Annotated in this window: 12 protein-coding genes and 2 tRNA genes; 8 read left to right on the top strand and 6 right to left on the bottom strand. The window is 43.7% G+C overall.

Going from position 1 to position 16599, the window contains the following annotated elements; all coding sequences use genetic code 11:
* Positions 1-13: 13 nt before the first annotated feature.
* Both clpP and DL796_RS00865 read left to right on the top strand, forming a co-directional pair.
* Positions 14-631 carry an ATP-dependent Clp endopeptidase proteolytic subunit ClpP gene (clpP, locus tag DL796_RS00870; RefSeq protein ID WP_110199071.1) on the top strand — a complete coding sequence of 206 codons (618 nt, stop codon included), beginning with the start codon at positions 14-16 and terminating at the stop codon, positions 629-631.
* Positions 632-950: 319 nt separating this feature from the next.
* Positions 951-2474, top strand: a complete 1524-nt coding sequence (locus tag DL796_RS00865) for an ATP translocase (protein WP_196597935.1) — start codon at positions 951-953, stop codon at positions 2472-2474.
* On the opposite strand, the gene DL796_RS00860 is transcribed toward DL796_RS00865, so the two are convergent.
* Positions 2471-4351, bottom strand: a complete 1881-nt coding sequence (locus DL796_RS00860) for a metallophosphoesterase (protein WP_110199067.1) — start codon at positions 4349-4351, stop codon at positions 2471-2473. The genes DL796_RS00865 and DL796_RS00860 overlap by 4 nt on opposite strands.
* Before the next feature lie 347 nt (positions 4352-4698).
* On the opposite strand from DL796_RS00860, the gene clpX reads away from it, so the two are divergent.
* From clpX to DL796_RS00830, 6 genes are all read left to right on the top strand, one after another.
* The gene (clpX, locus tag DL796_RS00855; protein ID WP_110199065.1) at positions 4699-5967 is read left to right on the top strand and encodes an ATP-dependent Clp protease ATP-binding subunit ClpX; all 1269 of its coding nucleotides are present in this window, start codon (positions 4699-4701) and stop codon (positions 5965-5967) included.
* A 78-nt stretch (positions 5968-6045) separates the two neighbouring features.
* Positions 6046-8448 carry an endopeptidase La gene (gene lon, locus DL796_RS00850; protein WP_110199063.1) on the top strand — a complete coding sequence of 801 codons (2403 nt, stop codon included), beginning with the start codon at positions 6046-6048 and terminating at the stop codon, positions 8446-8448.
* 169 nt (positions 8449-8617) lie between these two features.
* On the top strand, positions 8618-8890 hold the full coding sequence (locus DL796_RS00845) for an HU family DNA-binding protein (protein ID WP_110199061.1): 273 nt from the start codon (positions 8618-8620) through the stop codon (positions 8888-8890).
* Between the two features lie 12 nt (positions 8891-8902).
* Positions 8903-8978, top strand: a tRNA-Val gene (locus tag DL796_RS00840).
* 55 nt (positions 8979-9033) lie between these two features.
* Positions 9034-9110: transfer RNA gene (locus DL796_RS00835), tRNA-Asp, on the top strand.
* A 98-nt stretch (positions 9111-9208) separates the two neighbouring features.
* Entirely contained in the window at positions 9209-11122 is a 1914-nt protein-coding gene (locus DL796_RS00830) for a SurA N-terminal domain-containing protein (protein WP_110199059.1), read from the top strand.
* A 132-nt stretch (positions 11123-11254) separates the two neighbouring features.
* Here the strand turns inward: DL796_RS00830 and DL796_RS00825 are convergent, their stop codons facing one another.
* From DL796_RS00825 to DL796_RS00805, 5 genes are read right to left on the bottom strand one after another with little or no spacing between them, the layout of a single operon-like run.
* Positions 11255-12040, bottom strand: a complete 786-nt coding sequence (locus tag DL796_RS00825) for an ABC transporter ATP-binding protein (protein ID WP_110199057.1) — start codon at positions 12038-12040, stop codon at positions 11255-11257.
* Positions 12040-13017: an ABC transporter ATP-binding protein gene (locus DL796_RS00820; RefSeq protein ID WP_110199055.1), complete on the bottom strand. Its 978-nt coding sequence runs from the start codon at positions 13015-13017 to the stop codon at positions 12040-12042. The genes DL796_RS00825 and DL796_RS00820 overlap by 1 nt, the downstream gene beginning before the upstream one ends.
* Before the next feature lie 13 nt (positions 13018-13030).
* Positions 13031-13906: an ABC transporter permease subunit gene (locus DL796_RS00815; protein ID WP_110199053.1), complete on the bottom strand. Its 876-nt coding sequence runs from the start codon at positions 13904-13906 to the stop codon at positions 13031-13033.
* Positions 13903-14862, bottom strand: coding sequence for an ABC transporter permease (locus DL796_RS00810; protein ID WP_110199051.1), 960 nt, complete (start codon positions 14860-14862; stop codon positions 13903-13905). The genes DL796_RS00815 and DL796_RS00810 overlap by 4 nt, the downstream gene beginning before the upstream one ends.
* A complete protein-coding gene (locus DL796_RS00805; RefSeq protein WP_227592918.1) occupies positions 14862-16598 on the bottom strand; it encodes an ABC transporter substrate-binding protein in 1737 nt (578 codons plus the stop codon). Before DL796_RS00805 ends, DL796_RS00810 begins: the two co-directional genes overlap by 1 nt.
* Position 16599 lies beyond the last annotated feature (1 nt).

The following is a 16599-nucleotide window of genomic DNA, read 5'->3' as shown; positions in this document are numbered from 1 at the left end:
GAATCGTCTAAATATGAGCAAATTTGAACAACCGATCAGTAATGCTTTAATTCCAATGGTTGTAGAGCAAACGTCACGTGGCGAACGCTCTTATGATATTTACTCGCGTCTATTAAAAGAACGAGTCATTTTTTGTGTTGGCCCTGTTGAAGATAACATGGCGAACTCAATCGTCGCTCAGATGTTATTCTTGGAATCAGATAACCCTGAAAAAGATATTTATCTTTACATTAACTCGCCAGGTGGCGTAGTGACTGCGGGTATGGGCATTTATGACACTATGCAGTTTATCCGTCCTGATGTTTCGACGGTTTGTGTCGGCCAAGCAGCGAGCATGGGTGCTTTGCTATTAGCTGGTGGTGCGGCAGGCAAGCGTCATTGCTTACCGAATTCACGTATGATGATTCATCAGCCATTAGGTGGCTTCCAAGGTCAGGCATCTGATATTGCGATTCATGCCCAAGAAATCTATGAGATGAAGAAACGCCTCAACGGAATCTTAGCGCATCACTGTGATAAGCCAATTGAGCAAGTCGAGAAGGACACCGATCGTGATAACTTCTTATCAGCTGAAGAAGCCGTGAAATATGGTTTGGTAGATTCGATCATTAACTCTCGCAAACAAGACTAAGAAACTCTTAAATAGTCATATATCTATATAGCCACCTAGGTTTGCTAGCCTTAGGTGGCTTGTTTTTATCAATAAAGCCTTTCTCTTTGACACCTTTACGTTTTATTCTGGTCTAAGAATAAAGTTTCATATAAAAATATCAGGCAACAGTAGTTGTTGGTTTGCGCCATCGAATAGGTAAGTATTAAGCTTGCTTGGAGGTTTGATGGGTAGTCGCCGGCAATATAGCTTTATAGAGCGCTGTTTATCTCGCTTCGCATGGGTGCGTGCCGGGGAGGGTAAGGCCATAATGTTAATGTTTCTCAGCCTATTCTTGCTGATGACATCTTACTACCTACTTAAAGTCATTCGCGATCCCTTAATCCTTTCTGATGGTAGCGCCGAGTTAAAAAGCTACACGACCGCAGCGCAAGCGACAATTTTACTGTTGGTTATTCCGCTTTTTAACCGATTTTATTACCGCTATTCACGCCAACAAGACAAGTCGTTATTTTTAAGGCGAGTGCTGATTTTCTTTGTGCTCAATTTAGCAGTGTTTATAGCCGCTGAGCGTCTTTCCTTGCCCATTGGCATTGCGTTTTATATTTGGCTTGGGATTTACAGTGTTACAGTGGTGGCTTTGTTTTGGGCTTTTTGTGCGGATTGCTTTAACGCTATGAGTGGTAAGCGACTGTTTGCGATAATTGCTATTGGAGGCACCAGTGGCGCTTGGGTGGGTGCAAAACTTGGTGGATATCTTTTTCCATTGGTGGGGGTAGTCGGGCTGATGGTTTTATCAGCGCTGCTGTTGCTGGCTTTGAATCTGCTGTCTCAATTAAGTTATCGTGCAATTCCTTCTGGCTCAAGAGCGCAGAGTTCTGAACCTTCGTTAGGCGCAAATCCTGCATGGTGGCGTGGATTATCTCGTTTTGTTCATAACCGTTATTTGGTTCTTATAGCGCTTTTTGTGTTGCTTTATAACTGGGTAAACTCTGTTGGTGAATATGTCTTAGCGAAGTTTGTTATAGCGCAATCACAGCAAGTTGCTACACGCGGTAGCTACGAAGAGCAGCTCTTTATGACGGAGTTCTATTCGGATTATATCGCATGGTTTACGCTGATCGGCTTGTTATTACAGGTGTTTGTGGTGGCACGGTTATTTCGCTGGATTGGCGTTGGGGCTTCTATTGTTATTTTGCCGACCATAATGCTAATTAATTACAGCTTGATTATGTTCTTTCCATTTTTTGCAGTGGTTAAGTGGGCTTTAGTTGCGGAAAACAGTGTTAATTATTCCATTCAAAATACTAGTCGTCATGCTTTATTCCTGCCGGTTTCTCGGGAGGATAAGTACCTCAGTAAAAATGCCATGGATACGTTTTTTTATCGCTTTGGTGATTTGATGTATGGTGCGAGTGTCGCTGTTGGTGTGAATCTCTTTGGGCTCGGAACGTTTGAGTTTATAACCTTTAATGCCTTATTAGCTGGGTTATGCTGTTGGACCGCGCTCGCCATACGCAAGCGCTATAAATTGCAGTATGGGGCGGTCGATGAAGGTAGCGCTCCCGTGCTATCAGCGGTACTGAAGCCACAAACGGTCGCCGCGGGAAAGCGAAGCGTTTTAACCATCGCAGAGAATACGTTTATCGAACCGGATGCTGGTGATTTTATACGTTATCAAGTTCGAGCAGCTAAGGGACAAAAACTGCCTGCCTGGTGTGAGTTTGATCCCCAGCGATTGACTTTGTCGCTGACCCCACCTGAAGGACGGCCACAAAAACTCAAGCTTGAGCTCGTAGCCAGTGACTTTGCGGGGTACGAAGTTAGTACCCCTTGGAAGATCACCATTAAAACTGAGCCCTAAGGCAAGCGCTGAAGGATTTTATCTCTCCTAGTGAGTAGGGCGCTGATTTGTTTCTTATGCAAAATATCTCCCAGCAATTGCTGTAATTTCACAGAGTCTAAAGATTTCAGTTTTGCTCTAAAGAGGGGTGACAAGTAATTAGGCATAGGTCTTGAGTATTCAGGAAGACTGATTTTTGAGCGAAAAGCTCGACTGTGGTCGATTAGCCACAAAAAACCGTTGTCCTTGTCATACAATCGGTTACCAGTGTTGCGGTCATCGTTAAAAATCAGCCAATCGAAAATGTGCATAATATCTTCGGAATCTTGCGTGTTACAGAAGCTGTATAAAGACTCGCCTGTCTCGATCATTTCAGTTCGCGTGATTGAGTTTTCCACCCAATACTGCAAAATCCCAGATTTACCCTCAAAATGGTACTCCATGGTAAATGGCACCATAAATAAACCGAGCTCACGGTCGAGCTTATAAGCCGCTAAATCATAAATATAGCGATCAGCCAGGTTTCCAAGACGACGTTTCCAAGGCTTCTTATGCATTTGTGGGTCACTGTCTAAATATTTGAAGATTGCATTATGACGTTTGCCGTTTAGCTCGAAAGTCAGCTTAATGGGTTTGCTATAAAAATCATCCAGTGGCTTAGAGTCCACCACTTTGGCATTTTGGTAAAATTCAGCCAAATAATCATCGCTTAAACCATTAGGGTATAAGGGTTTACGAACCGGATCGGGAAGTGGGGCATTCGCTTCGGGATTGTCGATATTGACCACGCTGAGGTTGTCATCATCAATCACCACGGCGCTTGGGTGGCCTGAATAGTGAGTACGTAGCATGCCCGTATCGAGCAAAATAAGTTTGTTATCAAATCTTGAACGTACTAAGCGACTTTTGTCGGGAGTGTGGCCCACTAAGAGTTGCTTTGACTTAAAGTGTCTCAAAGCTTGGTCGAGAACTTTTTGCTCAGAATAAGCATGACAATAGATATTACCTCGATACCAGATGGGCCCGAACGTTGTCAGCATTATTGAGTCTGCAACCTCGAGGAACTGCTCGGCTTTTTTACGCATATTGCGTGTGTTCAGTGAGCGAGATTTGATTTGGCCATCGAGCAGGGCTTGGAGCACCTGTTTTCGCTCGCCTTTGCTGAAATAATGCTTGAAAAGGCCGGCATCGATAAAGTCGTGATATAAAGTAGCATACTGGGTTAAATCATCTCGAAAGCGCTGGTTGAGCTGTGGTTCACTTAGTCCAAGGTCAAGTAGTTGTTGAGAGATACCGCCATGAACAAACGTTCGGCCGTTCACCGTGCGAATGACGTCTTTGTTTAAAAGCCAGCGACCGTAATAACCATCGGGCGAGAAAGCTTCTACCAGTCCAAAGTAACCCGGAGGGTAAAGCTGGTTAAAGACGTCTTTGCTTGCGCTATTATCATCCCGACGTGAGTACTGTAAAAAATCTTTGTAGACTTTATTGCGGTAAGAGGAGGACTCCTCTGGAATAAAAGCCGCAAATTCTTCGTCAGCCACATACCGCAGATCGGGCATAATATTCATGGCTTCGTGATTACCGAGCAATGCGACCACTTCGCCACCGGCTTCGGCGGCCTCCTTTTCAAGACGCATCCATAAATCTAACACCTTGCGTGACTCTGGGCCTCGATCGAGATTATCACCAATAATTACTAGGGTGTCGGTGTTTCCTGTCCATTGTAACTGCTCATTCAGCACATCGCTGTGCTTGAGAACTATTAGCAAATCTTGATAAGCACCATGAACATCAGTAACTGCGACCGTTCGTTTAGCCTGACTCGTCTTTGAAAAGCTAAGCAGTGCGATAAAAAGTAAGGCGAGAGCAAGATGAGTTAGCGTTTTGATTTTCATGGCGAATGGGCTCCAGGAAACATTTTTCGAGTATATCACAGCCGATTCTTTAGCAAATATGAAACCGATTTAAAGTCGAGAAAATGAATAGGTGAAAACTGTCTAAAATTAGAGCTGTTATGGCTTTGCGAGGCTTTTTGCTTTTGTTGCTTTAAGATATTTGGTACTGTTAGGTTATAGGAAGCTGATTTTGTCAGTGTTAGAGCTCGCTAAGCGCTATTCACACTTGAAAAATCAACAATCAGCCTCATTTCATCACTTAGAGAAATCTGGCTTTGCACGATTAGGTGTAAAAAGCATAAATAAAGCCCGCCTTAACGTCTAAAGGCGCCTGCTTGAGGTAGAAGATGAGTAACGAAAACTCCGACGACAAAACACTCTATTGTTCATTTTGTGGCAAAAGTCAGCATGAAGTAAAAAAGCTGATTGCAGGGCCACGCGTGTTTATCTGTAACGAATGTGTCGATTTATGTAACGACATCATCATAGAAGAAATACAAGAAATTGCCTCAAAAGAAGCAAAAGAAAAACTTCCAAAACCGAGAGAAATTGCTGAATTTCTTGAGCAGTATGTGATTGGCCAAGAGGCTGCGAAAAAGGTTCTTTCGGTTGCTGTATATAACCATTATAAACGTCTTGAGCATGAGCCTCATTCGAGTGAGCATCAAGATGTGGAGCTTGGTAAAAGTAATATTCTTCTTATTGGCCCTACGGGTAGCGGTAAAACCTTATTGGCTGAAACGCTCGCACGTATGCTGGATGTACCGTTCACCATGGCTGATGCGACAACATTAACCGAAGCTGGTTATGTTGGTGAAGATGTTGAGAATATTATCCAGAAACTTCTGCAGAAGTGTGACTATGATGTCGAAAAAGCTGAGCGTGGTATTGTCTACATCGATGAAATCGACAAGATTTCACGTAAGTCAGACAACCCGTCGATAACTCGCGATGTGTCTGGAGAAGGTGTGCAGCAGGCTTTGCTTAAGCTGATTGAAGGTACAGTTGCTTCAGTTCCGCCACAAGGTGGTCGTAAGCATCCTCAGCAAGAGTTTCTACAGGTCAACACAGGTAGCATTTTGTTTATTTGTGGTGGTGCCTTTGCTGGACTTGAAAAAGTTATTCAAGAACGTACAGAGAAAGGCGGTATTGGCTTTGGTGCTGACGTTAAAGAAGTTAGCGATGGCGTAAAAGTTGGTGAGTTACTACAAAAAGTAGAACCGGATGATTTAGTGAAGTTTGGTTTAATTCCTGAGTTTATTGGTCGATTACCTATTCTGACCACCTTACAGGAGTTGGACGAGACAGCTCTAGTTCGAATTTTAACTGAGCCAAAAAATGCTCTAACAAAGCAGTACAGTAAGCTATTCTCGCTAGAAAATGTTGAGCTGGAATTCCGTCAAGACGCTCTAGCCGCCATCGCTCATAAGGCAATGGCGCGTCGCACAGGTGCTCGAGGATTACGCTCTATACTTGAAGAAATTTTATTAGACACCATGTATGACTTACCATCCTTAGAAGGTGTTAGCAAAGTTTGTATTGATGGTGCGGTCGTAAAAGGCGAAGCAGAACCACTGTTAATTTACGATAATCAATCAAAAGCAGCATCAGAATAAGAATCTACGATGGACTGTGTACTTTAAAGGTGCGCAGTCCAATACACTGATTTTATAAATCCCAGGAAAATTGAATTCATGCCATTAGAAACGAAACAACTTCCATTGTTACCACTGCGTGATGTGGTGGTGTTCCCACACATGGTTATTCCGCTTTTTGTTGGGCGCGAGAAATCTATTTTAGCGTTAGAGGAAGCAACTAACGGCGATAAGCAGGTTATGTTGGTGGCGCAAAAAGAAGCCACTGAGGACATGCCTGATACCGATCAGGTTTATGACTATGGCTGTGTGGCAACGGTTTTGCAGATGCTGAAGTTGCCCGATGGTAATGTCAAAGTATTAGTTGAAGGTGTTCAGCGCGCTAAAGTTGAAAGTTATGTAGAAACCGATCCGATGTTTATTTCGGAAGTGAGTTTTATTGAGCACCAAGCGGGGCAGGAAGATCAAGAAGATGCTTTAGCTCGAGCTGCGTTAAACAGCTTTGAAAAATACGTCAAACTGAATAAAAAAATTCCAAGCGAAATTCTTACAACATTGGCTGGGATTGAGAACCCAAGCCGTTTGGCCGATAGCATTGCCGCTCATATGTCTTTGAAAATAGAAGATAAGCAAGAGATTCTACAGATGGAGTCTGTGGTTGAGCGCCTCGAGCACTTAATGAGCAAAATGGAAAGTGAGATGGATTTGCTTGAGGTTGAAAAGCGTATCCGTGGCCGTGTTAAGAACCAAATGGAGAAAAACCAGCGCGAGTATTACTTGAACGAGCAAATTAAAGCAATTCAAAAAGAACTCGGCGATGGCGAAGAGACTGCTTCTGAGCATGAAGAGCTTGCAAAGAAAATTGAAGAAGCCGGTATGAGCAAAGAGGCTAAAGAAAAGGCCGAAGCAGAGCTCAAAAAATTAAAAATGATGTCACCGATGTCGGCGGAAGCTACCGTTGTCCGCGGTTACATCGATTGGTTACTGGGCGTGCCGTGGAAAAAACGTAGTCGCGTCAAGCACGACTTGGTTAAAGCGGAAGAAGTGCTTGATGAAGATCATTATGGTTTAGAGAAAATCAAAGATCGCATTTTAGAATACTTGGCGGTGCAGCAGCGCGTGAAGAAATTAAAAGGTCCTGTGCTTTGTTTAGTGGGACCTCCTGGCGTTGGTAAAACTTCGTTAGGTCAGTCAATCGCTAGGGCTACTGGCCGTAAATACACGCGTATGGCGCTTGGTGGCGTACGTGATGAAGCTGAAATTCGTGGTCATAGACGTACCTACATTGGTGCTATGCCAGGTAAATTGATGCAGCGTATGAGTAAAGTAGGGGTTAAAAACCCTTTGTTCTTGCTCGATGAAATCGACAAGATGGCTATGGATATGCGCGGCGATCCATCTTCAGCATTGCTTGAAGTTCTTGATCCTGAGCAAAACCATACATTTAGTGACCATTACCTTGAGGTCGATTACGACTTGTCTGAGGTAATGTTTATTGCGACATCAAACTCAATGAATATTCCTGCGCCACTATTGGATCGTATGGAAGTTATTCGCATTCCGGGTTATACCGAAGATGAGAAAGTAGAAATCGCAAAGCGTTACTTACTGCCTAAACAGATTAAAAATGCCGGCTTGAAAAAAGGTGAGTTAGAGCTAACGGAAGATGCTATTCGTAGCATTATCCGCTATTACACCCGTGAGTCAGGTGTACGTAACCTAGAGCGTGAAATCTCAAAAGTTTGCCGTAAAACAGTGAAAGAGCAGTTGCTAGCGAAAAAAGCCAAGAAAACGGTAAAAGTCACTGCTGAAAATATCGCTAAGTACTTGGGTGTTCAACGTCATGACTATGGTCGGGCTGGTGAGAGCAACAAAGTAGGGCAGGTCACAGGCCTCGCATGGACTTCCGTCGGTGGTGAGCTGTTGACGATTGAGTCAGTGGTGGTTAATGGTAAGGGCAAGCCTGTATTCACGGGTCAGCTTGGTGATGTCATGAAAGAATCGATTCAAGCCGCTATGACTGTGGTTAGAAGTCGTTGTTTAGCGCTTGGCATTGAACCAGACTTTTATGAGACTAAAGACCTGCATATCCACGTTCCTGAAGGTGCTACGCCTAAAGATGGTCCTAGTGCCGGTATTGGCATGTGTACGGCGTTAATCTCAAGCTTGACGGATATACCGGTTAGGAAAGATGTGGCCATGACAGGCGAAATTACGCTGCGTGGTGAGGTGCTTCCGATCGGTGGCCTAAAAGAAAAGTTATTGGCGGCGCATAGAGGTGGTATTAAGACCGTTATTATTCCAAAAGAGAACGAACGAAATCTTGAGGATATTCCGAAAAATATTAAACAAGATTTGGAAATCGTTGCGGTTAAATGGATTGATGAAGTCATCGATATTGCACTAGAGCGACTGCCAGAACCGATTACAAAACCGGTAGAAGCAAAGCCTAAGGCAAGTGCTTCAAAGCAAGAAGAAGCGAACAAAATTCAACCACATTAGGGCTGAAATGCAGAAAACTAGAGACTTTTAGCGATATTGGCCTAAATTATCTTGACAGTTTTCATTGTGAGTTGATATAACAGAGCACCTTGAGTTAAGCATAAAAACTCTAAGAAATGCAGTAAACTTTTAAACCACAGATTTTCTAAAAAATTAAAGGGGAAAGTGAGTGAACAAGTCAGAATTAATTGATGCTATCGCAGCAGGCGCAGACATTTCAAAAGCAGCAGCGGGTCGTGCACTAGACTCAATGCTAGAAGCAGTAACAGATTCATTACAAAAAGGTGAAGGTGTTTCTCTAGTTGGTTTTGGTACTTTCTCTGTAAAAGAGCGTGCAGCTCGTACAGGTCGTAACCCAAAGACTGGCGAAACTATCCAAATCAAAGCTGCAAAAGTTCCTGGTTTTAAAGCTGGTAAAGCGCTTAAAGACGCGGTAAACTAAGCGCCGATTTTTGGGTGGTTAGCTCAGTTGGGAGAGCATCGCCCTTACAAGGCGAGGGTCACTGGTTCGAGCCCAGTACCACCCACCAAGTCTTTCACCACAAGTTAATATATCAATATTTGTGGTGAGGACTTTAAAAATTCGGAGCGGTAGTTCAGTTGGTTAGAATACCGGCCTGTCACGCCGGGGGTCGCGGGTTCGAGTCCCGTCCGCTCCGCCATCTTTTAAGCGCGCCTATATGGCGCGTTTTTTATAACTGGCTTAGAAACTTGTTATAAACACATAGTAACAGATTAAACACAAAAGGTAATTTCACCCATGATGTTGGAAAGAATTCAGCAGAGTATGCAGAGTCCAATAATGAAAGCGGTAATGTTTGTCATTATTGTGTTTTTCATTGGTGCGGGCTACTTCGGCGCTAATATGTTTGGCGGCGATCCAAACCGTATAGCGGAAGTTGATGGTGTTTCCATCAGTAGCCAGAAAGTTCAGCGTGAAATCGACTTGATGCGCCAACGTGATGGTGAAAACTTTGAAAAACGTTATCCGACGGAAGCGAGTCGTGCACAGCTAAGAAGCACTATTGAGCAGCGCTTGATTGACAACGAAGTAGTAACTGCGGGCATCGCTAGAGCCGGCTTTACTGCGTCAGACGAGCAAGTTAAGCACTGGTTGCGTACTAACGAAAACTTCCAGGTAAGTGGTGAGTACTCTCCTGAGCGAGTAAGAAGCATCATGCAACAAAACGGTTTGACCGAAAACCGTTTAAGAGAAATTGGTCGCGAAGAAATCGCTCGTGAACAGTTACAAAATGGTTTGCAATCAAGCAGTTTCGCTCTAGATAACGAAATTGAAACTTTATACCGCCTACAAGAGCAAACTCGTGACGTTCGTGTGCTTCGTGTACCTTTAGCAAAGTTTTCTGAAGATGTAACCTTTGAAGATGAAAAAGTAGAAGAGTACTATCAGCAAAACCAATCTCGCTTTATGCAGCCTGAGCAAGTTAACCTTAGTTATGTGCGTTTATCAGCAGACTTGTTGCTTGAAGAAAAGAAAGCTGAAGTTACTGATGAAGAAGTTGAAGCTTATTATGAGCAACAAAAATCTAATTATTTAGATCCAGCCGAAATACAAGTGGCTCACATCTTAATTGATAATTCTGTCGATAACGCTGAAGAAAAAGCTAAAGAATTATTAGAGCAGATTCAATCTGGCGCAGACTTTGCTCAATTAGCAGAAGAGCACTCTAGTGATACTTTCAGTGCCGAAGATGGGGGTAAGCTTGATTGGGTTGATGCACAGGAGCAAAGTGAAGTGTCAGCCGGCACGGGTTGGGCGCCAGAGTTCGAAAAAGCAGCCTTAGCTCTAGAGAATAAAGGCGATATCAGTGGCGTTGTAGAAACCTCGTTCGGCTATCATATCTTAAAGCTTATTGACCGTCGTGAAGGTAAAACAACTCCGCTCTCTGAGGTGCGTGAAGAAATCGTCGCTAAGTTAGCAGCAGAGAAAGCAGATGAAGAGTTCTACTCGAAAGAAACAAAACTAAATGACGTTTTGTTTGAGTACGGCAATGATATCGAGCTATTCGCAGAGCAAGCCGGTTTAGAAGTAAAAGAAACAGGCGTCTTTACGCGTTCTACAGCAACTGGTGTAGCGGCTAATCCAGCACTATTAGAAAAAGCATTTAGTGCAAAAGTAATTGATTCGAGCGAAGTCAGTGACAAAATCGAGCTAGGCAGCAAAGATATCGTTTACGTAACTGCAAAAGATTACAAAGCAGAAGCGGTTAAGCCATTAGAAGAAGTTAAGCCTCAAATTATCACAGCCTTAACCAAAGAAAAGGCAGCTAAAGATGCCGAGGAATTTGCGAATAACGTTTTAAGTAGCCTTAAAGATGGCGAATCAGTTGAAGAGTTGTTAGCACAAGAAGAGCTTTCTTGGTTGGAAAATTCAGAATTGAAGCGTCGTGATTCAGCGATGGATTTTGCGCTTGTGTCTGCGGTCTATGAGTTGCCTGCTCCAGAAGGTGAAGAATCTTCATACAGTGTCAAACCATTGTTTAATGGCGACTATGCTGTGATAGAGCTTAAAGGTGTGAATTATCCTGATTTTTCAGAGATTGATGAAGCGACTAAAACTCAGTTAAAACAGACAGCTAGAAGTTTAGCGACCCAAGCGGATTCTGCTAACTTAGTAGAATACTTCAAAGCGATCGTTGAAGTCAGTCGATAACGAGTTTTTTAGTTTCAATTCAAATAGCCGCTTTTAGCGGCTATTTTTTTGTCTAGTTTTTATGATTTGTTAAAACAAAGGTTAATTAGATTGGTTTAACAGGATTATTGGATTAGCCATGAATCACTGAAGTTATTCAGGCTTCTTATAGCCTGCTGAGGCGTCGAGTAATTCAAGGGTGTATTTAGACTTTGGCTGGCTAAAGACATCTGATACTGGGCCGTATTCTTCTTGAGTACCATTATTCAATACCAAGACTTTATCACTAAAGTGTTGCACTAATCCTAAATCGTGAGAAATGAAGACGTAGGCTAAATCGAGCCGATCTTGTAAATCGAGCAATAAGTTAATAATCTGCGCCTGAACGGACACATCTAAAGATGAAACCGGTTCGTCAGCCACAATCACCTTTGGCCGTAACAGTAAGGCTCTAGCAATGCCGATACGTTGTCTCTGGCCGCCAGAAAAGGTATGTGGATATCGTTTCGCGTATTCTGGTCGTAAACCCACCATTTCTAATACTTCGGCAATCCGGTCGCTGCGTTGTGTTGCATTATAGTCAGTACCATTTTTCAGTGGCTCTTCAAGGCTTTGGTGAATAGTAATGCGCGGATTTAGTGATGCAGAAGCATCTTGAAATATCAACCTAATATTTTTGAACCACTCAAACTTATGTTTTTTGCTTAAGATATTCTTGCCTTCAAAAAATAGCTGTCCGCTATCAGGGGTTTCTGCACCAACAAGAATTCGTGCAAGAGTTGATTTACCAGAGCCAGATTCACCAACAACCGCAAGAGTTTGGCCTGGGTTTAAGCTAAAGCTAACGCCGTGTAGAACCTCGAGCTGGCTCTTTTTAAGGGGGTTGTTCGAGACTCGATAGCTTTTAGTCAGGTTTTTAGCTGTAAATAAGTTAGGCATTAACTATCGTCCTCAATTAGTGGAAAGTGACAGCGCACTTTACGTCCCTTTAAGGTTCTTAACTCTGGTGTTTGTACGCACTTTCTATTGGCATAAGGGCATCGTGGCCCTAGATAGCAGCCTACCGGTAAATGATCTAGCGAAGGCGTGCTGCCTTTGAGGTTAAAGAGTCTACGTCCTTTGCGATAGTGCATGCCGTAATGCGGCACACTGTTCAAAAGAGCTTTGGTATAGGGATGATAGGGCTGACTGAGTAACTTGTAGGTCCGTCCTGATTCGACGATTTGACCGCCATACATAACGTACACTTTGTCTGTGGTTTCAGACAAAATTGAAAAGTCATGTGTAATCAGCATTAAAGCCATATTGTGTTCTTCGTTTAGCTTTAACAATAAATCCAAGATTTGAGATTGCACCGTTACATCAAGTGCGGTTGTGGGCTCATCAGCGATTAAAAGCTTGGGCTCGCAAGCAAGCGCCATGGCAATCATGACACGTTGATTTAAGCCCCCTGATAATTGATGAGGATATTCTTTATAGCGCCTTTTGCCGTCAATAATACCTACTTGTAGTAGCAATTCTTGAGCTTTGTCATAACGCTGTTTACGTGTACCGCCACTATGAAAGCGAATGGTTTCATCGAGTTGATAACCGATCGTTAGTGACGGGTTTAGGCTTGATGTCGGTTCCTGAAAAATAATCGATATATTATTACTGATTAGTTTTTGTCGCTCACCGGCACTCATGCGTGTCAGATCATGACCATCAAGGTTAAATAAATCAGCACGCATAGTTGCGGCTGGGGACAATAAGCCCGCTATGGCAAGAGCCATGACGCTTTTCCCTGAGCCGGACTCACCAATCACGCCTTGAACTTGGCCTGCGTTTATCGATATCTTGGCACGATCGACGGCAGGGATAATTCCATTATCTGTTTGGAAATCGACACTTAAGTTTTCTACTTGCAATAAGCCCATTATTCGAAATACCTTATCGATTTAAGCGAGGATCAAGCGCGTCGCGAATACCGTCACCAACCAAGTTTATGGAAAGTACGGTAAGGAATATAGCGAGTCCAGGGAGCGTCATAGTCCAAGGTGCAAACTGAATGAACGCCCGCGACTCTGATAACATAGTACCCCATTCAGCCATAGGCGGCTGTGCACCTAAGCCGAGAAATCCTAACGCAGCGATATCTAACAAGGCAGTTGAGAAGCTGAACGTTAATTGTACCGTGAGTGCTGGAGTGATATTGGGCCACACATGATGACTTAATAGTCGCAACGAACTAGCGCCATCTAAACGAGCTGCCATAACATAATCATTATTCAACTCATCACTAATCGAAGACTGAGTGATGCGCACAAATTGCGGAATTAAAACGATGACCACCGCGTAAATAGCGTTGGGAAGTCCTGGGCCTATGATAGCTACAATCGCAATCGCCAGAAGTAATGACGGGAAGGAAAGTAGCAAGTCCATAATACGCATTAATAGCGAGCGCAGAGTTTGATTAAGAAATGCTGCGCCAGCGCCAATTAAAATTCCTGACAATGCGGCAATCAGCACAACGGTGAAGGTCAGCTGTAATGATAGTCGAGCGCCATGCAATAAGCGTGACAGAATATCGCGCCCGAGATCGTCTGTACCTAAGAAAAAGTTAAAGTCTCCGGCTGGACTCCAGATCGGTGGTATTAAAATCTTATTCGTAAACTGGCGAGCGGGATCGTAGGGTGAAATCCAGGGGCCAATGATGGCAAGAATTAGTATAATGATTAATATCACGGCACCTATCATGGCACCTTTATTTTGCCTAAAAATAGTCCATGCGGCTCTATTATTCGCGGAAACCGGCAGTTTGATCATGACGGCCTCCGAAGTCTTGGATTAAGGTATATGCTTAAAAAGTCGAGCACCAAGTTAAATGCAATCACGATTATAGAGAGCGCCAATACGCCCCCTTGGATACTAGCAAAGTCGCGGCGTGAAACTGCTTCGAGCAACCATTTACCAATCCCAGGCCAAGCAAAGATGTACTCGGTGATAATGACACCAGACATAATAATACTAATTTGGACGCCACTGATAGTGAGGATGGGCTGTAATGCATTTCGCAGTGCATGAACCCAAATAATCCTCTGTTTACTGATGCCTTTCGAGCGTGCGGTTCGAATATATTCAGATTTTAATACGGCTAGCAAAGAGGAGCGAGTCATGCGAGCAATTATCGCCATCGGGATAGTGCTTAGTGTAACCGCAGGTAAAATTAAATGGTGCAATGCGTTGAGGAAAGCATCGAAACCATATTTATTGTGATGCAGTAAAGTATCAATGAGCATGAAGCGAGTAAAAGGCTGAATGTCATACTCAAAGCTGATGCGACCTGCGACAGGCGTCCAGCCCAAGGTCAATGAAAATAGTAGTACTAATAACATTCCCCACCAGAATATTGGCATCGAATAGCCGACAAGTGAGGTCGTCATTAAGGTATTATCGAGCCAGCCGCCGCGACGCGTCGAAGCCAATATTCCAAGAGCTAGGCCGGTTGTGACCGCAAGAATCATGGCAAAAACAATAAGCTCAATAGTCGCGGGAAAATGCTGCAAAAAGTCTTTTAGAACACTGCGTTTGTGGATACTCGAAATACCCCAATCTCCGTTAATGAGAAATTGGATATACTCAAAGTATTGGATAAAGGCGCTATCGCTTTGATAAGGGTGGATTGGGGTGTCAGATTGTTGGCTTAAGATAAAAGTTAAGACTGTTAACCCGAGCAGGCTGATGAGCAATGTGCCAAGTTGTTTAAGGATTGAGGCAATCATTAGTGAGTCACCTCATGGCTTGCTTGGCTTTTGTTTTGAGACTGCCCGGCCTCTGGTTGACCAACCGTAACACCTTCAAAGTTAATATTTCCAATAGGCGAAATGACAAACCCTTTGACTCGTGGTTGTACTAACACGCTATTGTTGGCATGGGCAATGGTTAACCAAGGCGTCTGCTGTTTGAAAATTTCTTGAGCTTGATCGTAGTACACCTTTCGTTCACTCTGCTCTGAAGAGGTTCGCCCTTTTAAAATAAGTTCGTCGAAGCGGTTATCGCACCAGTTCGCGTAATTATTACCATTAACCGCAGAAGCACAGCTTAGAAGAGGACTGAAGAAGTTATTCGGATCGGCATTATCCGCGTTCCACCCGAGTAGCACGCTGTGGTGCAAACCTCTGCTGACGCGGGACAAAAAGGTTCCCCACTCATAGGTTACGATGCGCGCATCAACATTGATATCGGCGAGGTCCTGCTGGATAATTTCAGCCATCTTACGAGCATTCGGGTTATAAGCTCGCTGAATAGGCATGGCCCAAATATCAATCGAAAAACCGTTCTCATAACCGGCTTCTTTCAACAACTCTAAAGCTCGTCTTTTACTATGTGTGATTTTCTTAACATTGTTATTATATGCCCATGAGGAAGGCGGAATTGGGTTGGTCGCTAAAGATGCCTGTCTATCATACACCGTTTGCAGAATTGATTCGCGATCGACCGCCATCGCTAAGGCCTGCCTTACTTTTGCATCGTGAAAAGGTGGCTTTTCGGTATTAAAAGCCCAGTAAGCAATATTAAGTCCCGGGGTCTGTACTACCTGCAAATCATTCTTTTGCGCTACTCGTAAGTGAACCGGAAGTGGGTAACTCATAACATCACACTCACCCGCGCTAAAACGCGCAAAGCGCATGGCAGCGTCAGGAGTTATTGCATACACTAAATTTTTAACCCGCTCTTTATCACCAAAGTAATCCTCAAAGCGTTTGAATCGAATATAGGCATCTGGCTCGTAGCGTTCAAAACGAAACGGCCCAGTGCCTACTGGTTTGCTGTCTATCCACTCCGGGTGGCGCAAGCGGTTAAGTTGCCCGGCATACTCAGCGGACAGGATTGATGCAAATGGCGTAGCGAGAATCGAAAGAAAAGGGCTTTCAGGTCGAGTTAGTACAAACTCAACTTTATGCTCACCGACCTTGCGAATGTCCTTAATCAGTTGATCCATACTTTGAGCCGTAAAATAAGGATATCTACCGCCGGATATACCGTGATAGGGGTGTGAGCTTAAACGCTGGCGGTTAAAACTGAATAGAACATCATCGGCATTTAAGTTGCGGCTTGGCGAGAAAACCTGGCTGGTATGGAATGATACGTCTTGGCGCAGATTAAAGGTATATCGCAACCCGTCCTCACTGATTTCCCACGAGCTTGCTAAGGAAGGGATAATCTCAGTTGTGCCAGGTTTATAGGTGACTAGTTGATTGTAAAGGATGTTAGCGGTGGCGTCGTAAGAGGTTCCTGATGTCACCAATTGGGGGTTAAAACTGTCGGGGCTTCCTTCGGAGCAGTACACCAAAAGGTCTTGCGTTCTGTCCTGCTCAGAAAGATCAGAGTCTTCTGGACTGCATGCAAAACAAAAAAATGCTGTTAGTGAGATGAGTAGCTTCGCTTTTGTTGCGATATCTCTGTAAACACTGCTATTAGTCATCAGGTCTTTGTTTTCGTTAGATTTCTTAATCATA

This window comes from Kangiella spongicola (assembly GCF_003194565.2).
Lineage (GTDB): Bacteria > Pseudomonadota > Gammaproteobacteria > Enterobacterales > Kangiellaceae > Kangiella > Kangiella spongicola.
The sequence above is the reverse complement of the archived record's forward strand: the minus strand, read 5'-3'. Positions and strand labels throughout refer to the sequence as shown.

Coding starts and splice junctions, on each gene's coding strand:
- clpP (WP_110199071.1), top strand. CDS start 14: ATGAGCAAATTTGAACAACCGATCAGTAATGCTTTAATTCCAATGGTT.
- DL796_RS00865 (WP_196597935.1), top strand. CDS start 951: ATGACATCTTACTACCTACTTAAAGTCATTCGCGATCCCTTAATCCTT.
- DL796_RS00860 (WP_110199067.1), bottom strand. CDS start 4,351: ATGAAAATCAAAACGCTAACTCATCTTGCTCTCGCCTTACTTTTTATC.
- clpX (WP_110199065.1), top strand. CDS start 4,699: ATGAGTAACGAAAACTCCGACGACAAAACACTCTATTGTTCATTTTGT.
- lon (WP_110199063.1), top strand. CDS start 6,046: ATGCCATTAGAAACGAAACAACTTCCATTGTTACCACTGCGTGATGTG.
- DL796_RS00830 (WP_110199059.1), top strand. CDS start 9,209: ATGATGTTGGAAAGAATTCAGCAGAGTATGCAGAGTCCAATAATGAAA.
- DL796_RS00825 (WP_110199057.1), bottom strand. CDS start 12,040: ATGCCTAACTTATTTACAGCTAAAAACCTGACTAAAAGCTATCGAGTC.
- DL796_RS00820 (WP_110199055.1), bottom strand. CDS start 13,017: ATGGGCTTATTGCAAGTAGAAAACTTAAGTGTCGATTTCCAAACAGAT.
- DL796_RS00815 (WP_110199053.1), bottom strand. CDS start 13,906: ATGATCAAACTGCCGGTTTCCGCGAATAATAGAGCCGCATGGACTATT.
- DL796_RS00810 (WP_110199051.1), bottom strand. CDS start 14,862: ATGATTGCCTCAATCCTTAAACAACTTGGCACATTGCTCATCAGCCTG.
- DL796_RS00805 (WP_227592918.1), bottom strand. CDS start 16,598: ATGATTAAGAAATCTAACGAAAACAAAGACCTGATGACTAATAGCAGT.